Here is a 19,678-nt window from a genome sequence, read left to right as displayed (position 1 = left end):
GCGTCCCGCGCGTCGGGGGCGAACGATGCGGTCGACTGACCGTCTCCCGCGAACGTGCCGTTCGTCGCCGTGAAGTTGTACGACGACACGTNGCCGTAACGGACGGGCACGAGTACTGCTGCCACGAGACCTGGATGGTGCTGCCGGCGGTGACCGAGGATCCCGGGAGAGTCGGCGTGCCCGGCTTGTCGAGCGGAGTCTCCTCACCGAACACGCGGAGCGTGATGATCGTCCCGGCGGGGACGCTGCCGGTCGGGCTCACGGTGTCGACCTTCCCGACCTGGTCGGGGCTGGTCGCCGCGTTGCCCGGCTCGCAGTTGGCGCCGAGCTTGTTGGTGCTGAGGATCGTGCTGGCTTCGTCGCAGGTCTTACCGGGCAGCCCGAGCGAGTTCACGTCGACGAGCTGCTGCGAGGTCTGCGTCGGGGTCGGGGACGCACTCGCGCTCCGCGAGGGCGCGGCCGAACTCGGGGCGTCGCTGGAGGGGGCGGCATCCGGGGTCTTCTGGTTGCTGAGGACCGCGAACAGCGTGCCGCCCAGCACCAGCAGGAGGAGCAGGATCAGCGCCACGAGCGGCCACGTCCAGGGGCTGCGCTTCTTCTGCGGACGCGTGTCCTCCTCGACGTGTTCCTCCGTGAGGAGCGACGGCGCGGGCGTCGGGAGCGATGGTGCAGGCACTTCGCGAAGGATGACGCGGGAGGCGGATTGTGTAACAATCTCCCCATGCTTCCCGCCCTCGCCGTCCTCGCCGCCGCGCTCTGCTTCGCCACGACCGGCACGGCGCAAGCGCTCGCCGGCGTCGACGCCTCCCCTCTCGCGGTCGGCGCCGCGCGGATCGTGGTGGGCGGCGGCATCCTGGGCCTCATCGCCCTCGCGCGTGCGCGCCCGCGCGCGAAGATCCCCGCGGCGAAGGGACCAACGGCGCTGCTGATCGCGCTCGGAGCGGTCGGCGTCCTCGCCTACCAGCCGCTGTTCTTCCTCGGCACGCGCGAGAACGGAGTGGCGATCGGCACCGTCGTCGCGCTCGGCTCCGCCCCCATCGCGACCGGAATCGTGGATGCCATCCGCTCACGGCGCACACCCTCGGGCCGGTGGATGCTCGCCACCGCCGTCGCCCTCGCCGGGGTCGTGCTGGTGTCCGGCATCACGGGCGGCGCGGTCGCCCTCGCCCCCGGCGGGCTCTTCGCCTCGGCGGGCGCGGGAATGTCGTACGCCCTCTATACGGTGTGCGGCAAGGCGCTCATCGAGAGGGGGTGGGACTCCACGCGCGTCATGGGAACCGTGTTCGGTGTGGCGGCCGTCGCCAGTGTCCCCGTGCTGCTCGTCGCGGGAACGTCGTGGCTGCTCACCCCGAACGGTCTCGCGCTCACGCTCTGGCTCGGGATCGTGACGACCGCCCTGGCCTACCTCCTGTTCGGGTGGGGTCTGGCGCGCCTCACCGCCGTGACCGTATCGACGCTGACACTCGCCGAGCCGCTCGGCGCCACGATCCTCGGGCTCCTCGTGCTGCACGAGCAGCTCACGGCCGTGAGCGCGATCGGCCTCGCGCTCATCGCGGTCGGCCTCGCCGTGGTTTCGGCTCCGTCCCGTCGCCATCAGGAGGTTCCGGATGCCACGGCCCCGGCGTGATCCCCCGATGCTGCCGCCCGTGCAGCCCCCCGCGTCCGGTACAGCCGAGCCGGCCGCGGCACGCGCAGCGCACAAGGCTGCTGCACCTCCCGCGGAAACGCCCGCGCGGGGCGGCACTCCCGGCCCCCGCACGGCCGACGTCGTCGCGGAGGCTGTGCGCGGCGCGATCCTCTCCGGCGAGCTCGCCCCCGGCACCCCGCTCCGCGAAGAGGAACTGAGCGCGACCCACAGCGTCTCGCGCCACACCGCGCGCACCGCGCTCGCGACCCTCACCGCCGAGCGGCTTGTCACCGCGGAGCCGTACCGCGGCGTCCGGGTGTCGGTTCTCGACGACGCGGCCCTCATCGCCCTGCAGGAGCTGCGCTGCGCCCTCGAGACCGAAGCGCTGCGGATCGTCCGGGGGCGTGGCATCCATCCGCCCGACGTCGACGCCGCCCTCGACGCGCTGGCCGCCGCCGAGGCATCCGGGGACTGGCCCGCCACGCTCGACGCGCACGCCCGCGTTCACCGCGCCCTCGTGGATGCCGCGGACTCGCCGCGCATCGCGGAGGAGTACCGGCGCCTCGACTCCGAGATGCATCTGCTGCTCACGCACGTCCGACCCGCGTACGCCCCCGGTGCACTGACCACCGAGCACCGCGCGTACGTCGAGGCGGCGCTCGCCGATCCCGAGCACGCGGTCCGGGAGCACCTGGAGCACTCGACGCGCATGATCGTGGAGGGACGGCGGACGAACTGACCCGGGTGACATGATGACCGGAAAGGGAGCGGTGGGGGCACCATGACTTTTCACATCCAGCCTCCGGTGGGGCGGCCGATCGTCACGGCGGTCACCGGCACGAACGGTAAGACCACCGTCGCGACGGCGACGCGGCAGCTGATGACCCTGATCGGGTGGCGGGCCGCCGGTTACGACTCCACCGGGGTGACCGAGGTCGACGGGACCCTCCGCGAGAGCCGGGTGCGACGATCCCCGGACTACCTGCCGGAGTTGATCGAGGCGCAGGCGCGGGCCGGCGCGGAGGCGGTGTCCCTCGAGGCGTTCGTCGGCATCCTGGCGGACGGGTTGTTCGAGCGGGTGCCGGTGGACGTCGCCGTCTCGACCGGGCTCGAGCGCGACCACATCGATGTGCACCGCAGCGTCGAGGGGTACTGGAACGCGAAGCTCCGACTCTTCCGCGAGTATCTCGCCCCGGGCGGAATCGCCATCGTCGCGAGCGGATCCGCGCAAGGTGACCTCGTCCGTGAGGCCGTGACGAGTCGTGGCATCCGGCTGGTCACCGTGGGCGAGGGCGGCGACCTCTCGGCGACGGACCTCGACGAGCGCGCGGGCCGCCTGGAGGGAACCCTCCGCGTCGAGGGGCAGAACCACCGCCTCTCGCTGCCCACGGTGCATTCCGTGGCGGTGACCAATCTGCTCCTCGCCGCGACCGTCGTCATCGCGGCCGGAGGCGATCCCGCGGCCGTGGCCGATGCGCTGTCGCGCGTCGAGCCCCCGCCCGGTCGACTGCAGCTGATCGGTGAGAAGGGCGGCGTGACCGCGATGGTCGACACCGCGCACAACCCGGGTGCACTGCGGGTCGCGTTGACCGCGGTCCGAGCGCGGACCACCGGCCGGGTCATCCTCGTCTTCGGAGCGGGCGGCGAGCGCGACCGCGGCAAGCGGGCTCCGATGGGCGCGATCGCCGCCGAGCTGGCGGACGTCGCGATCCTCACCGATGACAATCCGCGACGCGAACCGCCCGAGCGCATCCGGGCCGAGGTGCGGGCCGGCATCCCGGACTGCATCGAGATCCCCTCACGAGTGGATGCCATCCACGCGGCGCTCCACATGGCACGGCCGGGCGACCTCGTCCTCGTCGCCGGCAAGGGCGACGAGGACACTCAGCTCGTGGGCACGACCAAGGTCCCGCACGACGATCGTGAGATCCTCCGGCGGGCGCTCGCCTGAGCGAACGACGTGCGGTCAGGCGCCGCCGTCGGGGTCGTAGCCCCCGTCCGGGTCGTACCCGCCATCCGGGTCATAGCCCCCGTCCGGGTCGTACCCGCCATCCGGGTCATAGCCCCCGTCCGGGTCGTACCCGCCATCCGGGTCGTACCCACCATCCGGGTCGTAACCCCCGTCCGGGTCGTACCCACCATCCGGGTCGTAACCCCCGTCCGGGTCGTACCCGCCATCCGGGTCGTAGGTCGCCGCGTCACTCATGATGCCCCCAAGGTTTCGACTGCGTGTGCCACCGATTGAACGCCTCGCGGGCGGCCCAGCGCAACCACCGAAATGAAGGGACTGCGCCTCGCGGCGACACATCCCGTCATGTCTCGCAACGCCCGTTGGCGGCATCCGTCGTCCGGGTTAGCGTGGGGGCACATCGCGGCGATCCGGGCGGTCCCGGGCCTCGGTTCATAACCGAAGGCGTGGCGGGTTCGACTCCCGCCGTCGCGTCCACTTCCCCGGTCGATACAATGCGGCATGCCCGCCGGCCACCCCCTCGGAGATTACCTGCGCGCCCGTCGCGCACTGCTCCAGCCTGCCGATGTGGGGCTGGATGCCGGACCGGGTCATCGACGGGTCGACGGGCTGCGCCGATCCGAAGTCGCTCAGATCGCGGGCATCAGCACCGAGTACTACGTGAAGCTCGAGCAGGGGCAGGAGACCCGGCCGACCGACCAGGTCGTCGAGGCGTTGTCGCGGGCATTGCGTCTGGACGTGAATGCGACCATCTACCTCCACGCGCTGGCGCGGATGGGGCCGAGCCCCGCGGCCGGTCTGCCGACGACGGCCGTCGAGCGCACGCGATGGTTGATCGATTCGTGGCCCATGACACCGGCTCTCATCCTCGATCGCCATTTCGACATCGTGGCGATGAATCACGTCATGTCCCGGTTGATCGATTCGTACCGGGTGGGACTGAACGTCACGGTCGTGCTGCTCACGCGACCGGCCATGCGGCAGCTGTACACCGAGTGGGAGGCGCTGAGCGCCCGCACGATCGGGCTCTTCCGCGCGCGGGTGGGCCCGCACCCCGACGATCCGCGCACTCAGGAACTGATCGACGAGATGACCCGTGACAGCGCCCGTTTCCGCGACCTGTGGAACCGGCACGACATCGCGGGGATGAGCGAGGGTGCGCACGCCATGCGCCACCCCGTCGAGGGTGTGCTGACCCTGCACTACCAACATCTTCCGCTGATCGGCTCGGACGATCACACGATCTTCGTCTACTACGCCGCCCCCGGATCGTCGAGCGAGGCCACCCTCGCGCGCATCGCCGCCCTGGATGAGGGAGGTAGCCCCGCTACTAGTCAGGACGCGGGCACGCGCGATCCGGACTGAAGTCCTACCGTCAGCGCCATGGAACTGGGTCTGGCGGGAAAAGTGGCGGTCGTCACGGGGGCGAGCAAAGGCATCGGCCTCGCGATAGCGACGGCGCTCGTGGGGGAAGGCGTGCGGGTCGTCGCCGGCGCCCGATCGTCCACCCCCGAACTCGACGACCTGGCGTCCACCGGGAACGTGCTCTTCGAGAGCGTCGACCTATCCGACCCCGATGCGCCGTCGCGCCTCGTCAGTCGCGCGAGGGAGTTCGGCGGACTCGACATCCTGGTCAACAACGTGGGGGCCGTCACTCTGCGCACCGACGGCTTCCTGGCGATCAGCGATGAGGAGTGGCTCGCCACGATCACGCTCAGTTTCCTGGCGGCGGTGCGTACGACCCGCGCGGCGATCCCCCTCCTGATCGAGCGCGGCGGAGGAAACGTCGTCACGATCGGATCGGTCAACGCGTTCCTCCCCGACCCCGGCGTCATCGACTACTCAGCTGCAAAAGCGGCGGTCTGGAATCTGTCCAAATCGCTGTCGAAGGAGTACGGTGCCGAGCACATCCGCTTCAACACGATCAGCCCGGGCCCGGTGGCCACACAGCTGTGGCTCGGCGACAACGGCGTCGCAGCGACAGCCGCGCGGAACATGGGCGTCGACTTCGCCACGGCACGCGACCGGGTCGTCGCGAGCCAGGGCGGATTCTCCACCGGTCGTTTCACTCAACCGTCCGAGGTGGCCGACCTCGCCCTGCTCCTCGCCAGCGATCGCGCGGGGAACGTGACCGGCGCCGACTTCCTCATCGACGGCGGCCTCGTCAAAACGCTGTGAGTTCTGGCATCCACATCATCATCCGAAAAGGAGTCCTCATGTCCACTCACGTTCTCTTCATCCACGGCCTCTGGATCCACGCGAGCGCGTGGCGTCCCTGGCAGGACCTGTTCGAGGAGCGCGGGTACTCGACGTCGGCACCGGGATGGCCCGGCGACCTCGAGACCGTCGCCGCCACCCGCGCGAATCCGGAGGGTCTGAACGACGTCGGAATCTCGCAGATCTGCCATCACTACGCCGACATCATCGAGGGCTGGGACGAAAAGCCCCTCGTCGTCGGCCACTCGTTCGGTGGTCTCATCGCCCAGGAGCTGATCGCCAACGACCTCGTCGCAGCGGCCGTCGCCATCGACCCGGCCCCCGTCAAGGGCGTGAAGGTGCTCCCGTTCTCGCAGCTGAAGTCCGGGCTCCCGGTGCTCGGCAACCCCGCGAACAAGTCACGCACCGTGGCGCTCACCCCGAAGCAGTTCAAGTACGCCTTCGGCAACGCGATCACCGACGAGGAGTCGGATGCGCTGCACGCCGCATGGACGATCCCCGGGCCGGGTCGGCCGCTGTTCGAAGACGCGACGGCGAACTTCGTGCGCAACTCCCCCGCGGCCGTGGACACCCACACCGCCGTGCGCGGGCCGCTCCTGCTCACCTCGGGAACCGAGGACCACACCGTCCCGCGGTCGGTGACGCTCGCCGTGGCGAAGCTCTACGCCGACAACACGGCATCAGTGACCGAGTACCACGAGTACGAGGGCAAGGGCCATTCCCTGACCCTGGATGCCGGGTGGACGGACGTCGCGGAGGACGTACTCGCGTGGCTCGCCGCGCAGGGCTTCGCTCCCGCCGGTGCACAGGGAGCCGCCGCGGCGGGGTAGCGAGGTTCAGGCCTCGCCGTGGCACCACTTCGTCGCCGGGGTCCTACAGCTCGCGCCCGCGCAACCTCCCGACCTGGTCGATATCCGGTGCCGCCGGCGCGTTGCGCGTACTCTGGCCCGCGGTGTCCCCCGCACCGACGCGATTGCTGCGCTCCGTCAGCGCGACGAGGCCGAGGTGCTGGTCGGCGCTCCAGCACACGGTGCGGCCGCGCTGATCTTTCGTACGGGCCAGGATGCCGGCATCCTGGAGCTCGGAAAGCGCTCGGTGCGCCGCCGTCGTCGAAACCGCGTATCTTTCGGCGACGCTGCGAAGAGTGACGACCGGCTCGGTCGCGAACCGATTCAGAACCTTCCGCACCACCGCATCGCTTCGAGGAATCACCGGGGTCGTTCCCCGTTCCCGGCGGTGGTCGAGCAATCTCTGGAACGTCCGTTCGTCGAGTTCAGCGACGTCCTCAGCGAGGCGAACAGCGTTCTCCGCCGCCAGTTCGCTCGCGTGTGCGAACGAGACGACCCATTCGTCGAGTCGCCCGGCGCGGTAGGCGGTCAGCCCCGAGATGTACGCGCCCGTGTCGCCGGCGAAGACCGTGCTGATCGGAATCAGGATCGATCGCAACGCATCCGACCGGCGGAGCACGGTGTGGATCAGCGCTCGTCCCGTGCGCCCGTTGCCGTCGATGAACGGGTGGATCGCCTCGAACTGCGCGTGCGCGATCGCCGCGCGGATGACGGGGTTGCCCTCGGTCCGAGACACGAACGCCGCGAGATCGGCGACGAGCCGGCCCACTTCCGTCTCGGGAGGGGGAACGAACTCGGCGCGGATCGGACTCCAGCCCGAACCTCCCACCCAGTTCTGCTCCGTGCGCAGCCCCCGCGGGAGCGAGGGTTCGATGAGGTGCTGAAGGTTCACGATGTCATCGACGGAGATCGGGCGATCGCGGTCCGCGAGCGCGGCGACGGCATCCTCCGTGGCGCGGACGTTGGCGATGACATCCAGGGCGACGCGCGAACCGTGATGGAGAGACTCCGCGATCGCGAGGCGCTTGGGAGTGACGCGATTGCCCTCGATCCACGACGACGAGATGCTCTCGGAGCGGACGAGCAGGTGCGAGAGGTAGGCAGCCCGCGTCCCCAAGCGTTCGTCCGCGCGCGCCAGCGCCACGAGCGCGTCAGCTGCGGCGCTCCGCGCCTTTTCCCCCACGCTGGGGAGATCCGCCCCGAGCTCGTCGGGAATGTAGGCGAGGTAACGTCCGGGCGCGCGATCACGCCTACTGAGCTGCCCTCCGTCGGAGGGTGCCCACGTTCGCTCCTCGTACGTTGCCACCACCGCCTCCGTTATTAACTTTGACGGCAATAGAGTTATTAACGGCATTGTCGTCTGCACGTTGTGCGACGGGCACGGGTGCGCCTACGGGTGGTCCGCCGGCCGAGGCAGGGTCCCGTGCGCGATGAGCAGCTCGTACACCCTCTCGAACGCCTCGGACAGCGCGGCGCTGCTCTCGCCGTCGAGCGCGTCGAAGAACACCTTGCGGACGAACGCGATGTGCCCCGGCGACGCCCGCCGGAGAAGTTCACGCCCGGCCGGAGTCAGTGTCACGTCGGTGGCGCGCCGGTCGTTCGCATTGGATGCCAGCTCGACGAGGCCCTCCTCGGCGAGACGGCGCGTCTGGTGCGACACCCGGCTGCGCTCGGCGCCGATCCGGATCGCCAGGTCGGACACCGTCATCGTGCCGCTCGGCTCGCTCGTCAACGCCACGAGCACGTCGTAGTCGACCAGCGAGATCCCGCTGTCATCGCGCAGTTGCCGGTTCATCTCGTAGCGCAGACGCAGCTGCACCTTCATGAACGCGAACCATGCGCGAACGTCGGCGTCGTCCTCGAGGAACGCGTAGGGCGACTCGGCGGGGACGTCGTATCGACTCATGGGCTCTCCGTCCGTCGGCGCTCCCGTCCCGGCATCCGAGCGGGCCGCCCCCAGGCTAATCGCGCCCCCGCCGTCGCTCATGTGAAGAGCACGGTGTAGACCTTCGCGAGGAGGCCGTCGCGCAGGATGCCCATGTCGGCGCCGTGCAGCACCGGCGCCCCCTCCGGACCGAAGGCCCACGCGAGGTAGCCGAGGTCCTGCACCTGGTAGAACGGCCCGTCGGGTACGAAGACGAAGTCGGGACCCGCACCGTCGAGGATCTCCTGCGCCTTGGCGTCGAGCGCGTCGTGGCCCTGCACCTCGGCATCTGGATCCGCGAAGACGACGTCCTCCGTGTACGTGCGGCGGATGGCTTCGCGGCGCGCCTCGCGATCGCGCTCACCGAACACCTCCCGCAGGTTGGCTTCCATCAGTGCCTTCAGATCGCCGTGCGACATGCCACTCCCACCCACTTACGTGAACTTTCACCTAAAGTAGAACGAGGGGATGCCACGGTCAAGGTAGAACGCCGACCGACCGCGCTCCACCGGGAGGACGCCATGAACGTCGACGACGTGGCCGACCAGCTCGCCCTGCGGGACCTGGTCGCCCGATACGCCCATCACGCCGATCGGAAGCAGCCGGCGGAGCAGGCCGCGGTGTTCGCGGTCGACGGGCGGGTCCGCCTCTACGACGGGGATCCCGACACGACCGAGCCGATCGACATGGTCACGGGGCGCGCGGCGCTCGAGCGCACGTTCGCCGAGCTCATCGCGCGCTACGAGGTCACGACGTACCTGAACGGCCAATCGCTGATCGACGTCGACGGAGACACCGCGACCGGCGAGACGTACTGCCTCGCGATGCACGTGCTCGACGAGGGCGCCGGCCGCGAGCTGCTCACGATGTCGATCCGGTACCTCGACGCGTTCGTCCGCACGCCCGAGGGGTGGCTGATCGCCGACCGGCGCCTCGTCTTCGACTGGGTCGACAGCCGACCCTCGCACGCGTGATGTCCAGGCTCACCACTCCCTTCGGCCCCCGCACGACCGCCCGCGAGATCCTCGAGGGCGTCGAGCTCGACGGCCAACGCTTCATCGTCACCGGCGGCGCATCGGGCATCGGCGCCGAGACGGCGCGGCTGCGGCACGGGTCTGCAATTACCGCGGCATCAGTGACGCCTCCCGGCGCGCTATTGTTCGTTCTTATTGGGGATTCCGTCCCCCGCGTCGGGGGGCGCATTCATGACTCGTTCGAACGTGCGCGCAGGCGCAGAATTTCCATCGTCCGCGGCCGCAAACCGTCGGGGCAAGAGGCGCATTCCGGTGTGGTTGTGGGTAATCCTCGGCATCCTGCTGGCGATCGTCGTGCTGCTCCTGTCGCCAATTTTCGCCGTCGTCTTCCTGGCCATTCTCATCACGGGAATCGTCGCGCTCGCGAAGAACAGCCGGACGTGGTTGCGCTTTCGTAGCCGCAAAGCCGCTGCGTGGGTCACGGCCGTCGCCGCGGTGGGCTTCCTCGCCACGGCAGGAATCACGAACGCCGCCGTCGTCAACAGCCCGCCGAAGACGCCCGTCGCTCTGGTCGCCTCACCGGTGAGCGCCGCCACACCGGCAGCGTCGGCGACGCCTCGCCCGACTCCCACTCCCACCCCGACTCAGACTCCGACTCCGACTCCGACTCCGACACCCGTTCAGATCGTTTCCGTCATCGACGGCGACACGATCGACACGAACATCGGCAAGGTGCGCCTGATCGGAATCGACGCTCCCGAGTCGGGCTCCTGGGGATACGACCAGGCGACCACCGAGCTGACCTCGTTCCTCGCCCCCGGCGGCGCGGTCCTCGTCTCAGTTCCCGGCCGCGACGACAAGGACCAGTACGGGCGCCTCCTCCGATACGTCCAGGTCAACGGCGAGGATGCCGGCACGCACATGCTTCGCAGCGGCTGGGCGATCGCCCGGTACGACGGCCGCGACGGATACGGCTCGCACCCGCTGCAGGCGACCTACATCAGCGTGGACGACTCTGCTCCGATGCCGGCCGAGCCGGCGCCCGCCCCCGCGGAGCCGGCACCCGCGCAGCCTGCGCCGGCGGACCCCGCACCCCAGCCCGCCCAGCCCGAGCCCGCACCGGCGGACCCGGCTCCGGCGAACGATCCGCGCTTCAAGACGTGCAAGGAAGCCATCGCCAACGGCTACGGCCCGTATCAGAGCGGCGTGGACCCGGAATACGACTGGTACCGGGATGCCGACCACGACGGGTGGGACTGTGAGCGCTGAGCTCGTCTTCGTCATCGGAACCGGCGCGCTCCTCGTCCTCGCGGCCGCCGGTATCCCGCTCGGGCTCGCCTATCGGGCACGACGGATCGTCGAAGGGACCAGCGCTGCCCTCGCCGGACTCACCGAGGTGAACGCGCGATACGCCGAGTCGGTGATGCCTCTCCCCGTCCTCACCCGCCGCTATCACGCCACAACAACGTCGAAGTCGGCGTTCGACCGCTTTCAGCTCCGCACATTCCTCATGGACGCCGTTCTCGACGAGGAGGCACGACTCGCGTTCGACATCGAGGCGCGGCTCGAACGAATGCAGCGGTACTCCTCCTACACCAACGCCGTGACCGAACTCGGGAGCCGGTCGATCGGACGCTCGACAGACGAGCGAATACGAACCGATAGATACGCGACGATCGAGCGGCGCCTCTTCCACAATCGAATCCTGAGCGCTCCCACACCCCTGGCGACCGTGACGGCAGTCGTCAGCTATACGAGTCCACAGGGACGCAATTCCTACCGCAAACACCTCGACTGGAGCTTCGCGGAGCTGCGCGTGGGACTCGACGACGCACGACGTCAGCGTGCCGCGAAGTCCACCACGGAGTACCTCCGCCGTCGCGAACGCAGCCTGCTCACGCCGAAGATGCGGACCGATATCCTCCGCCGCGATGGTTCTCGATGCCGCATGTGCGGAGCGTCCGCATCGACCGGCGCAGTTCTGCACGTGGACCACATCGTGCCGGTGAGCCACGGTGGACGAACAGAACTCGGAAACCTCCAGACGCTCTGCCAGTCCTGCAATCTCGGCAAGAGCAACCGCTTCGTCGGCTGAAGACTCTGGCCTCTCAGCGAAGATGACCCGCCCTTCCCCAAAGGGAGGGACGGGTCATCGCCTGTATCCGCGCAGCGACGTGGGCGTCAGTGCTCGTCGTAGTGGTCGGCGTGCGCCGCGTGACGGTGACCGTCGTGGACGTAGTCCACGTGGTCGTCGTGCGCGACGGGCTCGTGTCCGCAGTCGTCGCCGTGTGCGTGGTCATCGACGCCGTGCTCGGCCTTCGACTCGTGCTCGTCGTAGTGATCGCCGTGGAGGGCGTGGTGGTGCGTCCCGTGCACGTAGTCCACGTGGTCGCCGTGCTCGATCTTCTGGTGGCCGCACTCGTCGCCGTGCGCGTGCTCGTCGACGGTGTGTTCCGCGTGCGTCTCGGTGGTGCTCATTGCTGGTTCCCCTGCTCGTTCGGTTCCTGGACGTGGGCGATCGCGTCGAGCACGACGTGAGCGACGTGCTGATCGGCGAGGGCGTATCGGATCTCCTTGCCCTCCCGCTCCGAGGTCACCAGCCCGGCCTGCCGCAATGTCCGGAGGTGCTGAGACACCAACGGTTGCGACAGCCCGGCCTTGTCGGCGAGTGCGCCGACGGTGAGCGGTCCCGTGCTCAGCAACCAGACGAGCGCAAGGCGCGACTCGTTACCGAGAACCTTGAACAGCTCCGCGGCGGCGGCGAGCCCGGCGATCTTGTCCACTCATCAAGAAGACCAGACACATAAGGGAATTGCAATGTGTCTACGTATTCGGGAATGGTTCTCGTTCGCGCTCAGCCCTGGCGGCCCTTCCACCGCGGGTTCAGCTTGTTGATCACGAACACGCGTCCGCGGCGGCGGACCACCTGCGCACCGGGCTGGTTCTTCAGCGACTTGATCGAGTTGCGGACCTTCATGGCATCCTCCTGTTGATAACCGTTCTCAATAACAAGATAGGCTGTCCCCCGATTCCCGACAAACGAAGGGCGGATGCCATGAAGACGACGATCGTGACGATGGGCGTGTGCGCACCCGAACGCCGCGCCTACGCCGAGCGCGCGGCCGTCGCCCTGGGCCGGCCGCTCCACGCGGTCGTCCGAAGCGCCGCGCACCCGCTCCCCCACCCGCGCTCCCGGATCGACGGCGAGCGCGTCGTCGTGGATCTCGGCACCGACGTCGACCTGATCCACGCGATCGCCGCGCGCGGAGGGGTCGAGGTCGAGGCGGTCTGCGTCGTCGACGCCCGGCACATGATGGGCGACCTCCTCGACGACGCTCCGCTCGTGGCATCCACCGCTCCGGGCGACCCCCGCGGCGACGTCGGCGCCCGTGCACGTCAGGCGGCCGTGGCGCTCGAGATCGCCACGCGCATCGTCTGGGTGAATTGGGAGCTGGTGCCGACGGCCGCGCTGGCCTTGCAGATGGCTCTCGCGTCGCACCTCAATCCCGGCGCGACGCTCCGACTCACCCGGGATGCCCGCGCCGACCTCTCCGCCACCGCCCCGCGCGAACACGAGACCGAGGTGCTCGAACGCGCCGGGTGGGTCCGCGCGCTCAACGACGAGCACGACCCGTACATGCGCGACAACCGCGTCAGCACGCTCCGCTACGACCAGGTGCGGCCGTTCCACCCCGCCCGCCTGCAGACCGCCCTCGACCGTCTCGACCACGGCGCGGCGGGGCGCCTGGTCCGGTCCGCCGGGTTCTGCCGACTCGCCTCGCGCCCCGGCATCCTCGCCCGGTGGGAGCACGTCGGTTCGGCGATGTGGATCGAACCGCTCCGCGCGGACGACGGAAACCTCGGCGTCGGGCAGGAGATCGCCTTCACCGGACTCGACATCTCGGCGCCGCGACTGCGGCACATCCTCGACCTCGCAGCGCTGACCGACGACGAGCTCGCCGCCGGGCCCGACGCGTGGGCCGCGTTCGACGACCCGCTCCCGGCCTGGCCGACGGTCGACCTGACGATCCCGGATGCCACCGACTGACGGCATCCGCTGGCGCAGCGGAAGTCCTGCACTCTCTGCCAGGATCGACCCGTGTCCGACGACATCGAGATCTGGGTGACAGGGCCGCTCGATCCTGCCGCCATCCGCGACGTCATCGGGAACACCCGCGGCTTGCACGTCGCTCGCCGAAGCGAAGAGACGATGGTGGTGACGCGCGGCCTTCTCCGGCGTCCTTCCTTCTCGATTCACGGCCCGGAGGCGGCGGACTTTGCCGACCACTATCCGCATCTCATCGTCACCGGTCTGGCGGGGACCCACCGTTACCTCCTCTCGCGTGACGCGGGATCGCCCGTCGACGACCAGAGCGCCAGCGAGGTGGCGCGCCGCGTGTCGGTGTCCGCGAACGGCTTCACCATCGACTCCCGCGACGGCGGGATCTGGCCGGCACCGCGCGTTGCGCACGTCGGTGTCGAGACGCCGACACGACGATCGACCTGGAGCCCCGAGGTGCTCGAAGCCCTCCGCGGCGTACCCCGATTCTTCGTCACCGTGTCTGAAACACAGATCGCGCGGAGCCTCTGGGACTACGCCGAGGACGCGCTCGCCGAGCGCGCCCTGGCGATGACGAGAACGGAACTGCTCGCAATCCGCCGGATCTGTGCTGTCTTCGAGAATCCGAGCTACCCCCTGCCCATCGAGGGACAGAACATCACCCATAACCACGTGTCGGCTATGGCCGCGATCGCCCTGTTCGAGGGCGGAATACGCCCCCTCGCACGCACCCGCCGTCGCCCGCAGAAACAGCGACCCGGGCGATTCACGCCGATCCCGTCGCCCTTCTCCGACAGCATCGGCGAACCCGACTGGTACTGACTGCCCTGACAGCGAGCTCCGGACGACATGTCATCCGTCCTGTCAAGCCACTCGCCGGGACGGTGCCCCTCCGGCACCGTGGCCGCATGAGCACTCCTGATCTCCCCTCCCGCCACGCCGACGATGCCCGCGCCGACAGCGGTGCCCCCACGGATGCCGTCACCGACGACGTCCGCGAGGATGCCGCCGAAGCCGAAGAGAACGTCGACCTCGACGACCACACGGGCGACGCCCTCGCCGACGGCGCGGCCGACGACGACGCCCCCGCCGCGGAGGGCCACGCCTGAGCGGCCGGGCCTTCGTCGGCACGTCGGGCTGGCGATACCCGAGGTGGAGGGGGGATTTCTATCCGCCGGGCCTCGTCCAGCGGCGCGAGCTCGAGTACCTCGCGGAGCGCCTGCCGAGCGCCGAACTCAACGGGTCGTTCTACTCGCTGCAGCGGCCGGAGAGCTACCGACGCTGGCGTGACGCGGTACCCGACGGCTTCGTCTTCGCCGTCAAGGGCTCGCGGTACGTCAGTCACATGCTGCGGCTGACGAACGCGCACGTCGCGCTCGCCAACTTCTTCGCCTCGGGGGTTCTCGCTCTCGGGCCGACGCTCGGACCGATCCTGTGGCAGCTTCCCGAGCGTCTGGAGTTCGACCCCGACGTCCTCGAGGCGTTCCTCGGCGACCTCCCCCGCACCACCGCCGCGGCGCTCGCGCTCGCCCGTCACCACGACGCGCGCCTCGACGGACGCGCCTGGCTGGAGACCGAGGCCGACGTCCCCCTGCGCTACGCGCTCGAGCCGCGGTCGGAATCCTTCCGCGACCCCCGCGCCGCTGAGATCCTCCGCGCGCACGGCGTGGCCCTGGTTCTCGCCGACACGGCCGGGCGCTGGCCCGCGTTCGACACGGTCACCGCCGACCACGTCTACGTCCGGCTCCACGGTTCCACCGAGTTGTACGCGAGCGGGTACACCGACTCGGAGTTGGACGGGTGGGCCGAACGCGTGCGCGGCTGGCTCGAGGACAGGGACGTGTACGTCTACTTCGACAACGACGCACGCGGCCGCGCCCCGCATGATGCCGTGGCGCTCGACGCGCGGCTGCGCTGAAGCTCAGGCGATCCGCGTCCCCGGCGGCAGCCGCCGCGCCGGCGTCCGCGTGCGGGCGATGCCCCACGCCAGAAGACCGGCGCTCAGCAGCAGTTGCAGGAAGAGCCCGACGAACCAGCTCGGGACTGTGCCGGCGATCTGATCCTCGGTCGACTCTCCCGGCATCGACGCGTTCGTACACGAGTCGTAGGAGACCGTGGCGTCGGGCGAGATCTGCGCGAGCCGCACGCCCGTCGCGATCTGCGAGAACAGATCGGACGGGTTGCCGTACTCGTCGTAGGTCGGCGGCGTAGCGTCGGCGAGGATCACGAACGGGTTCGCCGCGAGCACGCCCCACACGCGGTCGAACCGCGGCATCTCGCTCGTGTAGGACGAGGTCGTGCACCCGATCTCATCGAGCCGCGGGCACTCGGTCGCGTCGTTCTGGAGGTACGGGTCGCACCCGACCGGGACCGCGTTCCAGTCGACCTCCCGCGTCGTCACCGTCTGCTCCGACCGCAGGGCCGACCCGCCGAGGCCGAACGCGATCACCGTCCCGAGCGTCAGCGCCGCCACGATCAGGTACGTCGTCGCCACGGAGAAGACGGGACGCGCCACGATCGCACTCACACCGACCCCGATCGCCGCCACGACGCCGACTTCGAGGACCAGGATGCCGAGCGACGAAGCGATGACCGCGGGGTTGAGCTCGCCCGCGAACGTCGCGACCACGAGGAAGGGCAGCGCGACCACGAGGAATGCGAGCCCCGAGATCCACGCCGCCAGGAACTTCCCGAGCACGATCTCGGCCGTCGTCACCAGCGTCACCTGCACGGGGGCCAGGGTCGCGGCATCCCGGTCGCCGTTGACGGCACTGCCGCTCAACGTCGGCGACACCAGCAGCACGAGCAGCAGCACGAACATGATGACGAGCGAGTAGAACCAGCCGTTGCCGCCGTTGTTCAGCGAGAACGACGAGAGCGAGAGCGTGAGGAGCGCGAGGAGGATCACCGCGAAGATCCCGAGCAGCACGTACCACCCCACCGACCGCACGCGCTGGCGCAGATCGATGCCGATCACCGTGCCGAGCCGCCGGGCGTTCATTCGGGGCTCCCCTCGGTCGCGGCGTTCCCTCGCAGGTCGAGGAACGCGTGCTCGAGGTCTCCCACCGCGGGGGCGTACTCGACGACCGGGATGCCCGCTCCCACGAGGGCCCGCAGGCCTGCGACCGCGGCTCCCTCGTCGGCGAACGGCACCAGCAGGTCACGGCGATCGACGCCCACGTCGTCCGGAGCGCGTCCGAGCGCCGCCGCGACGGCCTCGCGGTCGAAGGCCGTTCCCCGGGAGGCGTCGGCCGCCACCCGCACCCGCCAGACCCGGACGCGGGTCGTCGCGGCGGCGACGCGATCACGATCGACCGTGCGGCCGTCGAGCAGGAAGACGGCGTCGTCGACGACCTCCTCCAGTTCGGACAGCACATGGCTGGAGATGAGAACCGTGCGGCCGTCGTCGGCGAGCCGCCGCAGCAGCACGCGCAGATCGATCCGCGCCTGGGGGTCGAGACCGGACGCGGGTTCGTCGAGCAACAGCACGCGCGGCTCGTGCACGAGAGCGCGCGCGAGCGCCAAGCGCTGCTTCTGCCCGCGGGACAGCACCCGCGCGGCGGAGCCGGCGAGCGGCACGAGATCGACGAGTTCGAGCAGCCGGTCCGCGCGTGCCCGCGCCTCGGCGCGGGAGAGGTCGTAGAGCTGCGCCGTCGCGACCAGCACCTCGCGCGCGGTCAGCGTCGGCCACGCGCCCAGGGAGTCCGGCATCCATCCGAGAAGTCGCCGTGCACCCGCCGGGTCGGCCACGGGGTCGACCCCGCCGATCCGGATCTCGCCCGCGTCGGGTCGCAGCAGCGACGCCAGCATCAGCAGCAGCGTCGTCTTGCCCGATCCGTTCGGCCCGACGAGGCCCGTGACCCGGCCCGGTTCGGCCGTGAACGTCACGTCCGCCACCGCCGTGACGGCGCCGAACGCCCTCTTGACCTGCACTGCTTCGATGCCCGCGCCCCCTGCGTCCATGCCCCCACCCTATGCGCGGCCTCCGACACGCCCCGGGGTTTGGGGGCGACCGTTCAGGATGCCGCGAGCGCGCGGCCGAGGGAATCGCCCGACGCCCACGCCGTGCGGACGGCGGGCGACTCGCCCCACGCGTCCCCGCACAGCGACAGCCCCGGTGAGCGGAAGAACGGCTCCCCGGTCGCGCGGAGCGGGCGCGCGAACGTCCACCGGTGGACGTGCGTCGCGACGGGTTCGGCGTCGATCCGGAGCAGTCGCCGCGTGGCCGCCACGACCGGTGCGATCGCGGCGTCCGGGTCGTCGAGGGACCGTCGCGCGGCATCACCGGTGGTGTGCACCACGAGAACCGGCGCGCCGTCGCCGCGACGGTCACCGTCGTCCGCGATGAACGCGACGTCGGGGTCACCGTTCACGAAGGCGCCGTGCAGATCGGCGGGCCAGCGCCGCTCCTCCCAGCGCAGCACCACGGCGATCACCGGCTCCCAGTCCTGCGGAGCGACCGGGATGCCATCCCCCAGGCGCCGCGCCTGCGGTTCCGGGATCGCGAGCACCACCTCGCCGGCATCCTTCCCGTCGACCCGGTAGGGAGCCACGCGCTCGACCTCCCGCCCCGACTCGACGTCGACGCCGTCGGCCAGGTCGAGGACGAGCGAGCGCGACCCGGCCGGCGCCGACCACCGCATCGGCCCGGTCTTGCGGGCTTCGGTTCCGTCGGCGTCGAACGCGGAGAACGTGTCGGTCCACGGCCGCGCGACGCCGCGCGCCTCCCAGTCCGCGACAACCCGCGCGAACCGCTCGTCATCGCCGACGACGAAGTACGACGCCCCGAGGTCGACCGCGCGCCCGTCGATGGTGCGGCTCGACAGCCGCCCGCCCGGTCGGCGCCCGCGGTCGATCACGCGCGAAGTCCCACCGGCATCCTGCACCGCCCGCGCACACGCGAGGCCCGAGATGCCGCCGCCGACCACCGTCACGTCCACCGTCATCCCGCCATCCTCCCGGGCACGGCCGCGCGGGTGTCGGGGCTTGCGCCTACGCGCCGAAGAACGCCACGCCCAGGTCGGGGTGGTCCACGAACACGCCGTCGAGCGCGGCATCCCGGAGCACCGCCCACTCCCGCTCGTACGCGCCGAACTCGGCCGGCCCGCCCGCCCCCTGGAACGCCGGGAGCAGGAACGCGTTCTCGGGCCGGCACGTCCACGTGAACACCCGCAGCCCGCGCTCGTGCGCCTCCGCGACGAACGGCGCCGGACCCCGCGCCGCCCCGGCCGCGTCGGGCGCGAGGATCAGCCGCTTGTCGGGACTGATGCCGTCGACCTCCCGCGCCAGCGCGTCGAGCCCCGCGGGTGTGAGCATCGACACGTACGACGCGGCATCCGCACCGTCCCGCTCGCGCAGGTCCCACGGAGCCCCCTCGGCCTCGATCAACTGCACGAGGGGAGCCTGGATGCCACGCTCCCGCAGCCTCTGCAGCACGAGGGGTTCGAACGACTCGATGACCAGCCCCGGGTCGTCCCACCAGGCGGCATCCCGCAGCTCCCTCTCGACGAGGGCGGCCATGTCGAAGCCGGCGAGAGCGAAGAACGCCGCGTGCTTGATCTCGAGCACCACCCCGACGCCGCCGGCGCGCGCGAGGTCGAGGACGTCGCGGAGGCTGAGCACCGGATCCTCGTCGTCGTGGGCCGCACTGCCCGGTCGCAGCGCCGGGATCCGCTCGCGGCAGCGGAGGGTGCGCAGCTCCGACCAGGTGAAGTCCTCGGTGAACCATCCGTCCAAGGGCTCGCCGTCGACGAGGGCCTCCCGGCGACGATCCGCGAACTCGGGACGCGTCGACACGTCCGTCGTGGAGCCGATCTCGTTCTCGTGCCGCACGACCAGAACACCGTCCCTCGAGGGCACGACATCGGGCTCGATGGCATCCACTCCCGCGGCGATCGCGCGCGCATACGAGGAACGGGAATGCTCGGGAAGGTATCCCGGCGCGCCGCGGTGACCGATGATCAGGGGGCGCTCGACAGGCACCGGGCCAGGGTATCGGCGCACTGTGAACACCCGCTCCGCTCAAAGCAGAATCCCAGTCCGCACGGGGATTCTCCCGG

At 70.3% G+C, this 19,678-nt stretch carries 24 protein-coding genes and 1 tRNA gene; 14 read left to right on the top strand and 11 right to left on the bottom strand.

All coding sequences use genetic code 11. From position 1 onward, the window contains the following. Positions 1-721 precede the first annotated feature (721 nt). The 3 genes from I5G_RS00905 to I5G_RS19805 are packed head-to-tail and all read left to right on the top strand — an operon-like array spanning position 722 to position 3,578. Complete coding sequence (locus I5G_RS00905) at positions 722-1,627, top strand: DMT family transporter (protein ID WP_022877370.1); 906 nt, start codon at positions 722-724, stop codon at positions 1,625-1,627. Between the two features lie 19 nt (positions 1,628-1,646). Further along, positions 1,647-2,366 (top strand): GntR family transcriptional regulator, encoded by a 720-nt coding sequence (locus I5G_RS19810; protein WP_239642463.1) that lies wholly within the window; start codon positions 1,647-1,649, stop codon positions 2,364-2,366. 42 nt (positions 2,367-2,408) lie between these two features. After that, complete coding sequence (locus I5G_RS19805; RefSeq protein WP_022877368.1) at positions 2,409-3,578, top strand: Mur ligase family protein; 1,170 nt, start codon at positions 2,409-2,411, stop codon at positions 3,576-3,578. Positions 3,579-3,593: 15 nt separating this feature from the next. Here I5G_RS19805 and I5G_RS25630 read toward each other — a convergent pair whose 3' ends face one another. After that, positions 3,594-3,833 carry a hypothetical protein gene (locus I5G_RS25630; RefSeq protein WP_022877367.1) on the bottom strand — a complete coding sequence of 80 codons (240 nt, stop codon included), beginning with the start codon at positions 3,831-3,833 and terminating at the stop codon, positions 3,594-3,596. A gap of 164 nt (positions 3,834-3,997) precedes the next feature. Between I5G_RS25630 and I5G_RS25015 the strand changes: the two genes are divergently transcribed. The 4 genes from I5G_RS25015 to I5G_RS00875 all read left to right on the top strand — a co-directional run bounded on the left by I5G_RS25015 (position 3,998) and on the right by I5G_RS00875 (position 6,643). Continuing rightward, positions 3,998-4,073: transfer RNA gene (locus tag I5G_RS25015), tRNA-Met, on the top strand. Between the two features lie 24 nt (positions 4,074-4,097). Further along, positions 4,098-4,961, top strand: a complete 864-nt coding sequence (locus I5G_RS00885; protein WP_022877366.1) for a helix-turn-helix domain-containing protein — start codon at positions 4,098-4,100, stop codon at positions 4,959-4,961. Positions 4,962-4,979: 18 nt separating this feature from the next. Next, positions 4,980-5,774: an SDR family NAD(P)-dependent oxidoreductase gene (locus I5G_RS00880; RefSeq protein ID WP_022877365.1), complete on the top strand. Its 795-nt coding sequence runs from the start codon at positions 4,980-4,982 to the stop codon at positions 5,772-5,774. Positions 5,775-5,812: 38 nt separating this feature from the next. Then, positions 5,813-6,643, top strand: coding sequence for an alpha/beta hydrolase (locus tag I5G_RS00875; RefSeq protein WP_022877364.1), 831 nt, complete (start codon positions 5,813-5,815; stop codon positions 6,641-6,643). Between the two features lie 43 nt (positions 6,644-6,686). Here the strand turns inward: I5G_RS00875 and I5G_RS19800 are convergent, their stop codons facing one another. From I5G_RS19800 to I5G_RS00860, 3 genes are all read right to left on the bottom strand, one after another. Continuing rightward, positions 6,687-7,967, bottom strand: coding sequence for a Fic family protein (locus I5G_RS19800; protein ID WP_022877363.1), 1,281 nt, complete (start codon positions 7,965-7,967; stop codon positions 6,687-6,689). An 84-nt stretch (positions 7,968-8,051) separates the two neighbouring features. Next, the gene (locus I5G_RS00865) at positions 8,052-8,567 is read right to left on the bottom strand and encodes a MarR family winged helix-turn-helix transcriptional regulator (RefSeq protein ID WP_022877362.1); all 516 of its coding nucleotides are present in this window, start codon (positions 8,565-8,567) and stop codon (positions 8,052-8,054) included. 77 nt (positions 8,568-8,644) lie between these two features. Next, positions 8,645-9,004: a nuclear transport factor 2 family protein gene (locus I5G_RS00860; protein ID WP_022877361.1), complete on the bottom strand. Its 360-nt coding sequence runs from the start codon at positions 9,002-9,004 to the stop codon at positions 8,645-8,647. Positions 9,005-9,106: 102 nt separating this feature from the next. Between I5G_RS00860 and I5G_RS00855 the strand changes: the two genes are divergently transcribed. The 3 genes from I5G_RS00855 to I5G_RS26265 all read left to right on the top strand — a co-directional run bounded on the left by I5G_RS00855 (position 9,107) and on the right by I5G_RS26265 (position 11,654). Then, a complete protein-coding gene (locus tag I5G_RS00855) occupies positions 9,107-9,559 on the top strand; it encodes a nuclear transport factor 2 family protein (RefSeq protein ID WP_022877360.1) in 453 nt (150 codons plus the stop codon). Between the two features lie 312 nt (positions 9,560-9,871). Next, positions 9,872-10,828: a thermonuclease family protein gene (locus tag I5G_RS26110; RefSeq protein WP_022877359.1), complete on the top strand. Its 957-nt coding sequence runs from the start codon at positions 9,872-9,874 to the stop codon at positions 10,826-10,828. Further along, positions 10,818-11,654, top strand: a complete 837-nt coding sequence (locus I5G_RS26265) for an HNH endonuclease (RefSeq protein ID WP_022877358.1) — start codon at positions 10,818-10,820, stop codon at positions 11,652-11,654. The genes I5G_RS26110 and I5G_RS26265 overlap by 11 nt, the downstream gene beginning before the upstream one ends. A gap of 86 nt (positions 11,655-11,740) precedes the next feature. Here I5G_RS26265 and I5G_RS00840 read toward each other — a convergent pair whose 3' ends face one another. The 3 genes from I5G_RS00840 to ykgO all read right to left on the bottom strand — a co-directional run bounded on the left by I5G_RS00840 (position 11,741) and on the right by ykgO (position 12,536). After that, on the bottom strand, positions 11,741-12,037 hold the full coding sequence (locus I5G_RS00840; protein WP_022877357.1) for a hypothetical protein: 297 nt from the start codon (positions 12,035-12,037) through the stop codon (positions 11,741-11,743). After that, positions 12,034-12,342 carry a helix-turn-helix transcriptional regulator gene (locus I5G_RS00835; RefSeq protein WP_022877356.1) on the bottom strand — a complete coding sequence of 103 codons (309 nt, stop codon included), beginning with the start codon at positions 12,340-12,342 and terminating at the stop codon, positions 12,034-12,036. Before I5G_RS00835 ends, I5G_RS00840 begins: the two co-directional genes overlap by 4 nt. Positions 12,343-12,413: 71 nt before the next feature. Further along, the gene (gene ykgO / locus I5G_RS00830; RefSeq protein WP_022877355.1) at positions 12,414-12,536 is read right to left on the bottom strand and encodes a type B 50S ribosomal protein L36; all 123 of its coding nucleotides are present in this window, start codon (positions 12,534-12,536) and stop codon (positions 12,414-12,416) included. Positions 12,537-12,614: 78 nt separating this feature from the next. On the opposite strand from ykgO, the gene I5G_RS00825 reads away from it, so the two are divergent. From I5G_RS00825 to I5G_RS00810, 4 genes are all read left to right on the top strand, one after another. Next, positions 12,615-13,607 (top strand): GTP-binding protein, encoded by a 993-nt coding sequence (locus tag I5G_RS00825; RefSeq protein WP_022877354.1) that lies wholly within the window; start codon positions 12,615-12,617, stop codon positions 13,605-13,607. Between the two features lie 51 nt (positions 13,608-13,658). After that, positions 13,659-14,441, top strand: coding sequence for a hypothetical protein (locus tag I5G_RS00820; RefSeq protein WP_022877353.1), 783 nt, complete (start codon positions 13,659-13,661; stop codon positions 14,439-14,441). 86 nt (positions 14,442-14,527) lie between these two features. Then, complete coding sequence (locus I5G_RS19790; RefSeq protein WP_022877352.1) at positions 14,528-14,728, top strand: hypothetical protein; 201 nt, start codon at positions 14,528-14,530, stop codon at positions 14,726-14,728. Further along, entirely contained in the window at positions 14,725-15,537 is an 813-nt protein-coding gene (locus I5G_RS00810) for a DUF72 domain-containing protein (RefSeq protein ID WP_026095548.1), read from the top strand. The genes I5G_RS19790 and I5G_RS00810 overlap by 4 nt, the downstream gene beginning before the upstream one ends. 3 nt (positions 15,538-15,540) lie before the next feature. Here I5G_RS00810 and I5G_RS00805 read toward each other — a convergent pair whose 3' ends face one another. From I5G_RS00805 to I5G_RS00790, 4 genes are read right to left on the bottom strand one after another with little or no spacing between them, the layout of a single operon-like run. Further along, positions 15,541-16,620: an ABC transporter permease gene (locus I5G_RS00805; protein WP_022877350.1), complete on the bottom strand. Its 1,080-nt coding sequence runs from the start codon at positions 16,618-16,620 to the stop codon at positions 15,541-15,543. Continuing rightward, positions 16,617-17,582: an ABC transporter ATP-binding protein gene (locus I5G_RS00800; protein ID WP_051038554.1), complete on the bottom strand. Its 966-nt coding sequence runs from the start codon at positions 17,580-17,582 to the stop codon at positions 16,617-16,619. Before I5G_RS00800 ends, I5G_RS00805 begins: the two co-directional genes overlap by 4 nt. Before the next feature lie 53 nt (positions 17,583-17,635). Beyond that, positions 17,636-18,565: an NAD(P)/FAD-dependent oxidoreductase gene (locus I5G_RS00795; protein ID WP_022877348.1), complete on the bottom strand. Its 930-nt coding sequence runs from the start codon at positions 18,563-18,565 to the stop codon at positions 17,636-17,638. Between the two features lie 46 nt (positions 18,566-18,611). Then, complete coding sequence (locus I5G_RS00790; RefSeq protein ID WP_022877347.1) at positions 18,612-19,601, bottom strand: glycerophosphodiester phosphodiesterase family protein; 990 nt, start codon at positions 19,599-19,601, stop codon at positions 18,612-18,614. Positions 19,602-19,678: the final 77 nt, after the last annotated feature.

Source organism: Microbacterium sp. B19 (assembly GCF_000333395.1).
Lineage (GTDB): Bacteria > Actinomycetota > Actinomycetes > Actinomycetales > Microbacteriaceae > Microbacterium.
The sequence above is the reverse complement of the archived record's forward strand: the minus strand, read 5'-3'. Positions and strand labels throughout refer to the sequence as shown.

Excerpts from the sequence above, each read along its gene's own strand:
- I5G_RS00880 (WP_022877365.1), top strand. The coding sequence starts at position 4,980 with ATGGAACTGGGTCTGGCGGGAAAAGTGGCGGTCGTCACGGGGGCGAGC.
- I5G_RS00905 (WP_022877370.1), top strand. The coding sequence starts at position 722 with ATGCTTCCCGCCCTCGCCGTCCTCGCCGCCGCGCTCTGCTTCGCCACG.
- I5G_RS00875 (WP_022877364.1), top strand. The coding sequence starts at position 5,813 with ATGTCCACTCACGTTCTCTTCATCCACGGCCTCTGGATCCACGCGAGC.
- I5G_RS00840 (WP_022877357.1), bottom strand. The coding sequence starts at position 12,037 with ATGAGCACCACCGAGACGCACGCGGAACACACCGTCGACGAGCACGCG.
- I5G_RS00800 (WP_051038554.1), bottom strand. The coding sequence starts at position 17,582 with ATGGACGCAGGGGGCGCGGGCATCGAAGCAGTGCAGGTCAAGAGGGCG.
- I5G_RS00885 (WP_022877366.1), top strand. The coding sequence starts at position 4,098 with ATGCCCGCCGGCCACCCCCTCGGAGATTACCTGCGCGCCCGTCGCGCA.
- ykgO (WP_022877355.1), bottom strand. The coding sequence starts at position 12,536 with ATGAAGGTCCGCAACTCGATCAAGTCGCTGAAGAACCAGCCCGGTGCG.
- I5G_RS00865 (WP_022877362.1), bottom strand. The coding sequence starts at position 8,567 with ATGAGTCGATACGACGTCCCCGCCGAGTCGCCCTACGCGTTCCTCGAG.
- I5G_RS19790 (WP_022877352.1), top strand. The coding sequence starts at position 14,528 with ATGAGCACTCCTGATCTCCCCTCCCGCCACGCCGACGATGCCCGCGCC.
- I5G_RS00825 (WP_022877354.1), top strand. The coding sequence starts at position 12,615 with ATGAAGACGACGATCGTGACGATGGGCGTGTGCGCACCCGAACGCCGC.
- I5G_RS19805 (WP_022877368.1), top strand. The coding sequence starts at position 2,409 with ATGACTTTTCACATCCAGCCTCCGGTGGGGCGGCCGATCGTCACGGCG.
- I5G_RS00805 (WP_022877350.1), bottom strand. The coding sequence starts at position 16,620 with ATGAACGCCCGGCGGCTCGGCACGGTGATCGGCATCGATCTGCGCCAG.
- I5G_RS25630 (WP_022877367.1), bottom strand. The coding sequence starts at position 3,833 with ATGAGTGACGCGGCGACCTACGACCCGGATGGCGGGTACGACCCGGAC.
- I5G_RS00855 (WP_022877360.1), top strand. The coding sequence starts at position 9,107 with ATGAACGTCGACGACGTGGCCGACCAGCTCGCCCTGCGGGACCTGGTC.
- I5G_RS00795 (WP_022877348.1), bottom strand. The coding sequence starts at position 18,565 with ATGACGGTGGACGTGACGGTGGTCGGCGGCGGCATCTCGGGCCTCGCG.
- I5G_RS00860 (WP_022877361.1), bottom strand. The coding sequence starts at position 9,004 with ATGTCGCACGGCGATCTGAAGGCACTGATGGAAGCCAACCTGCGGGAG.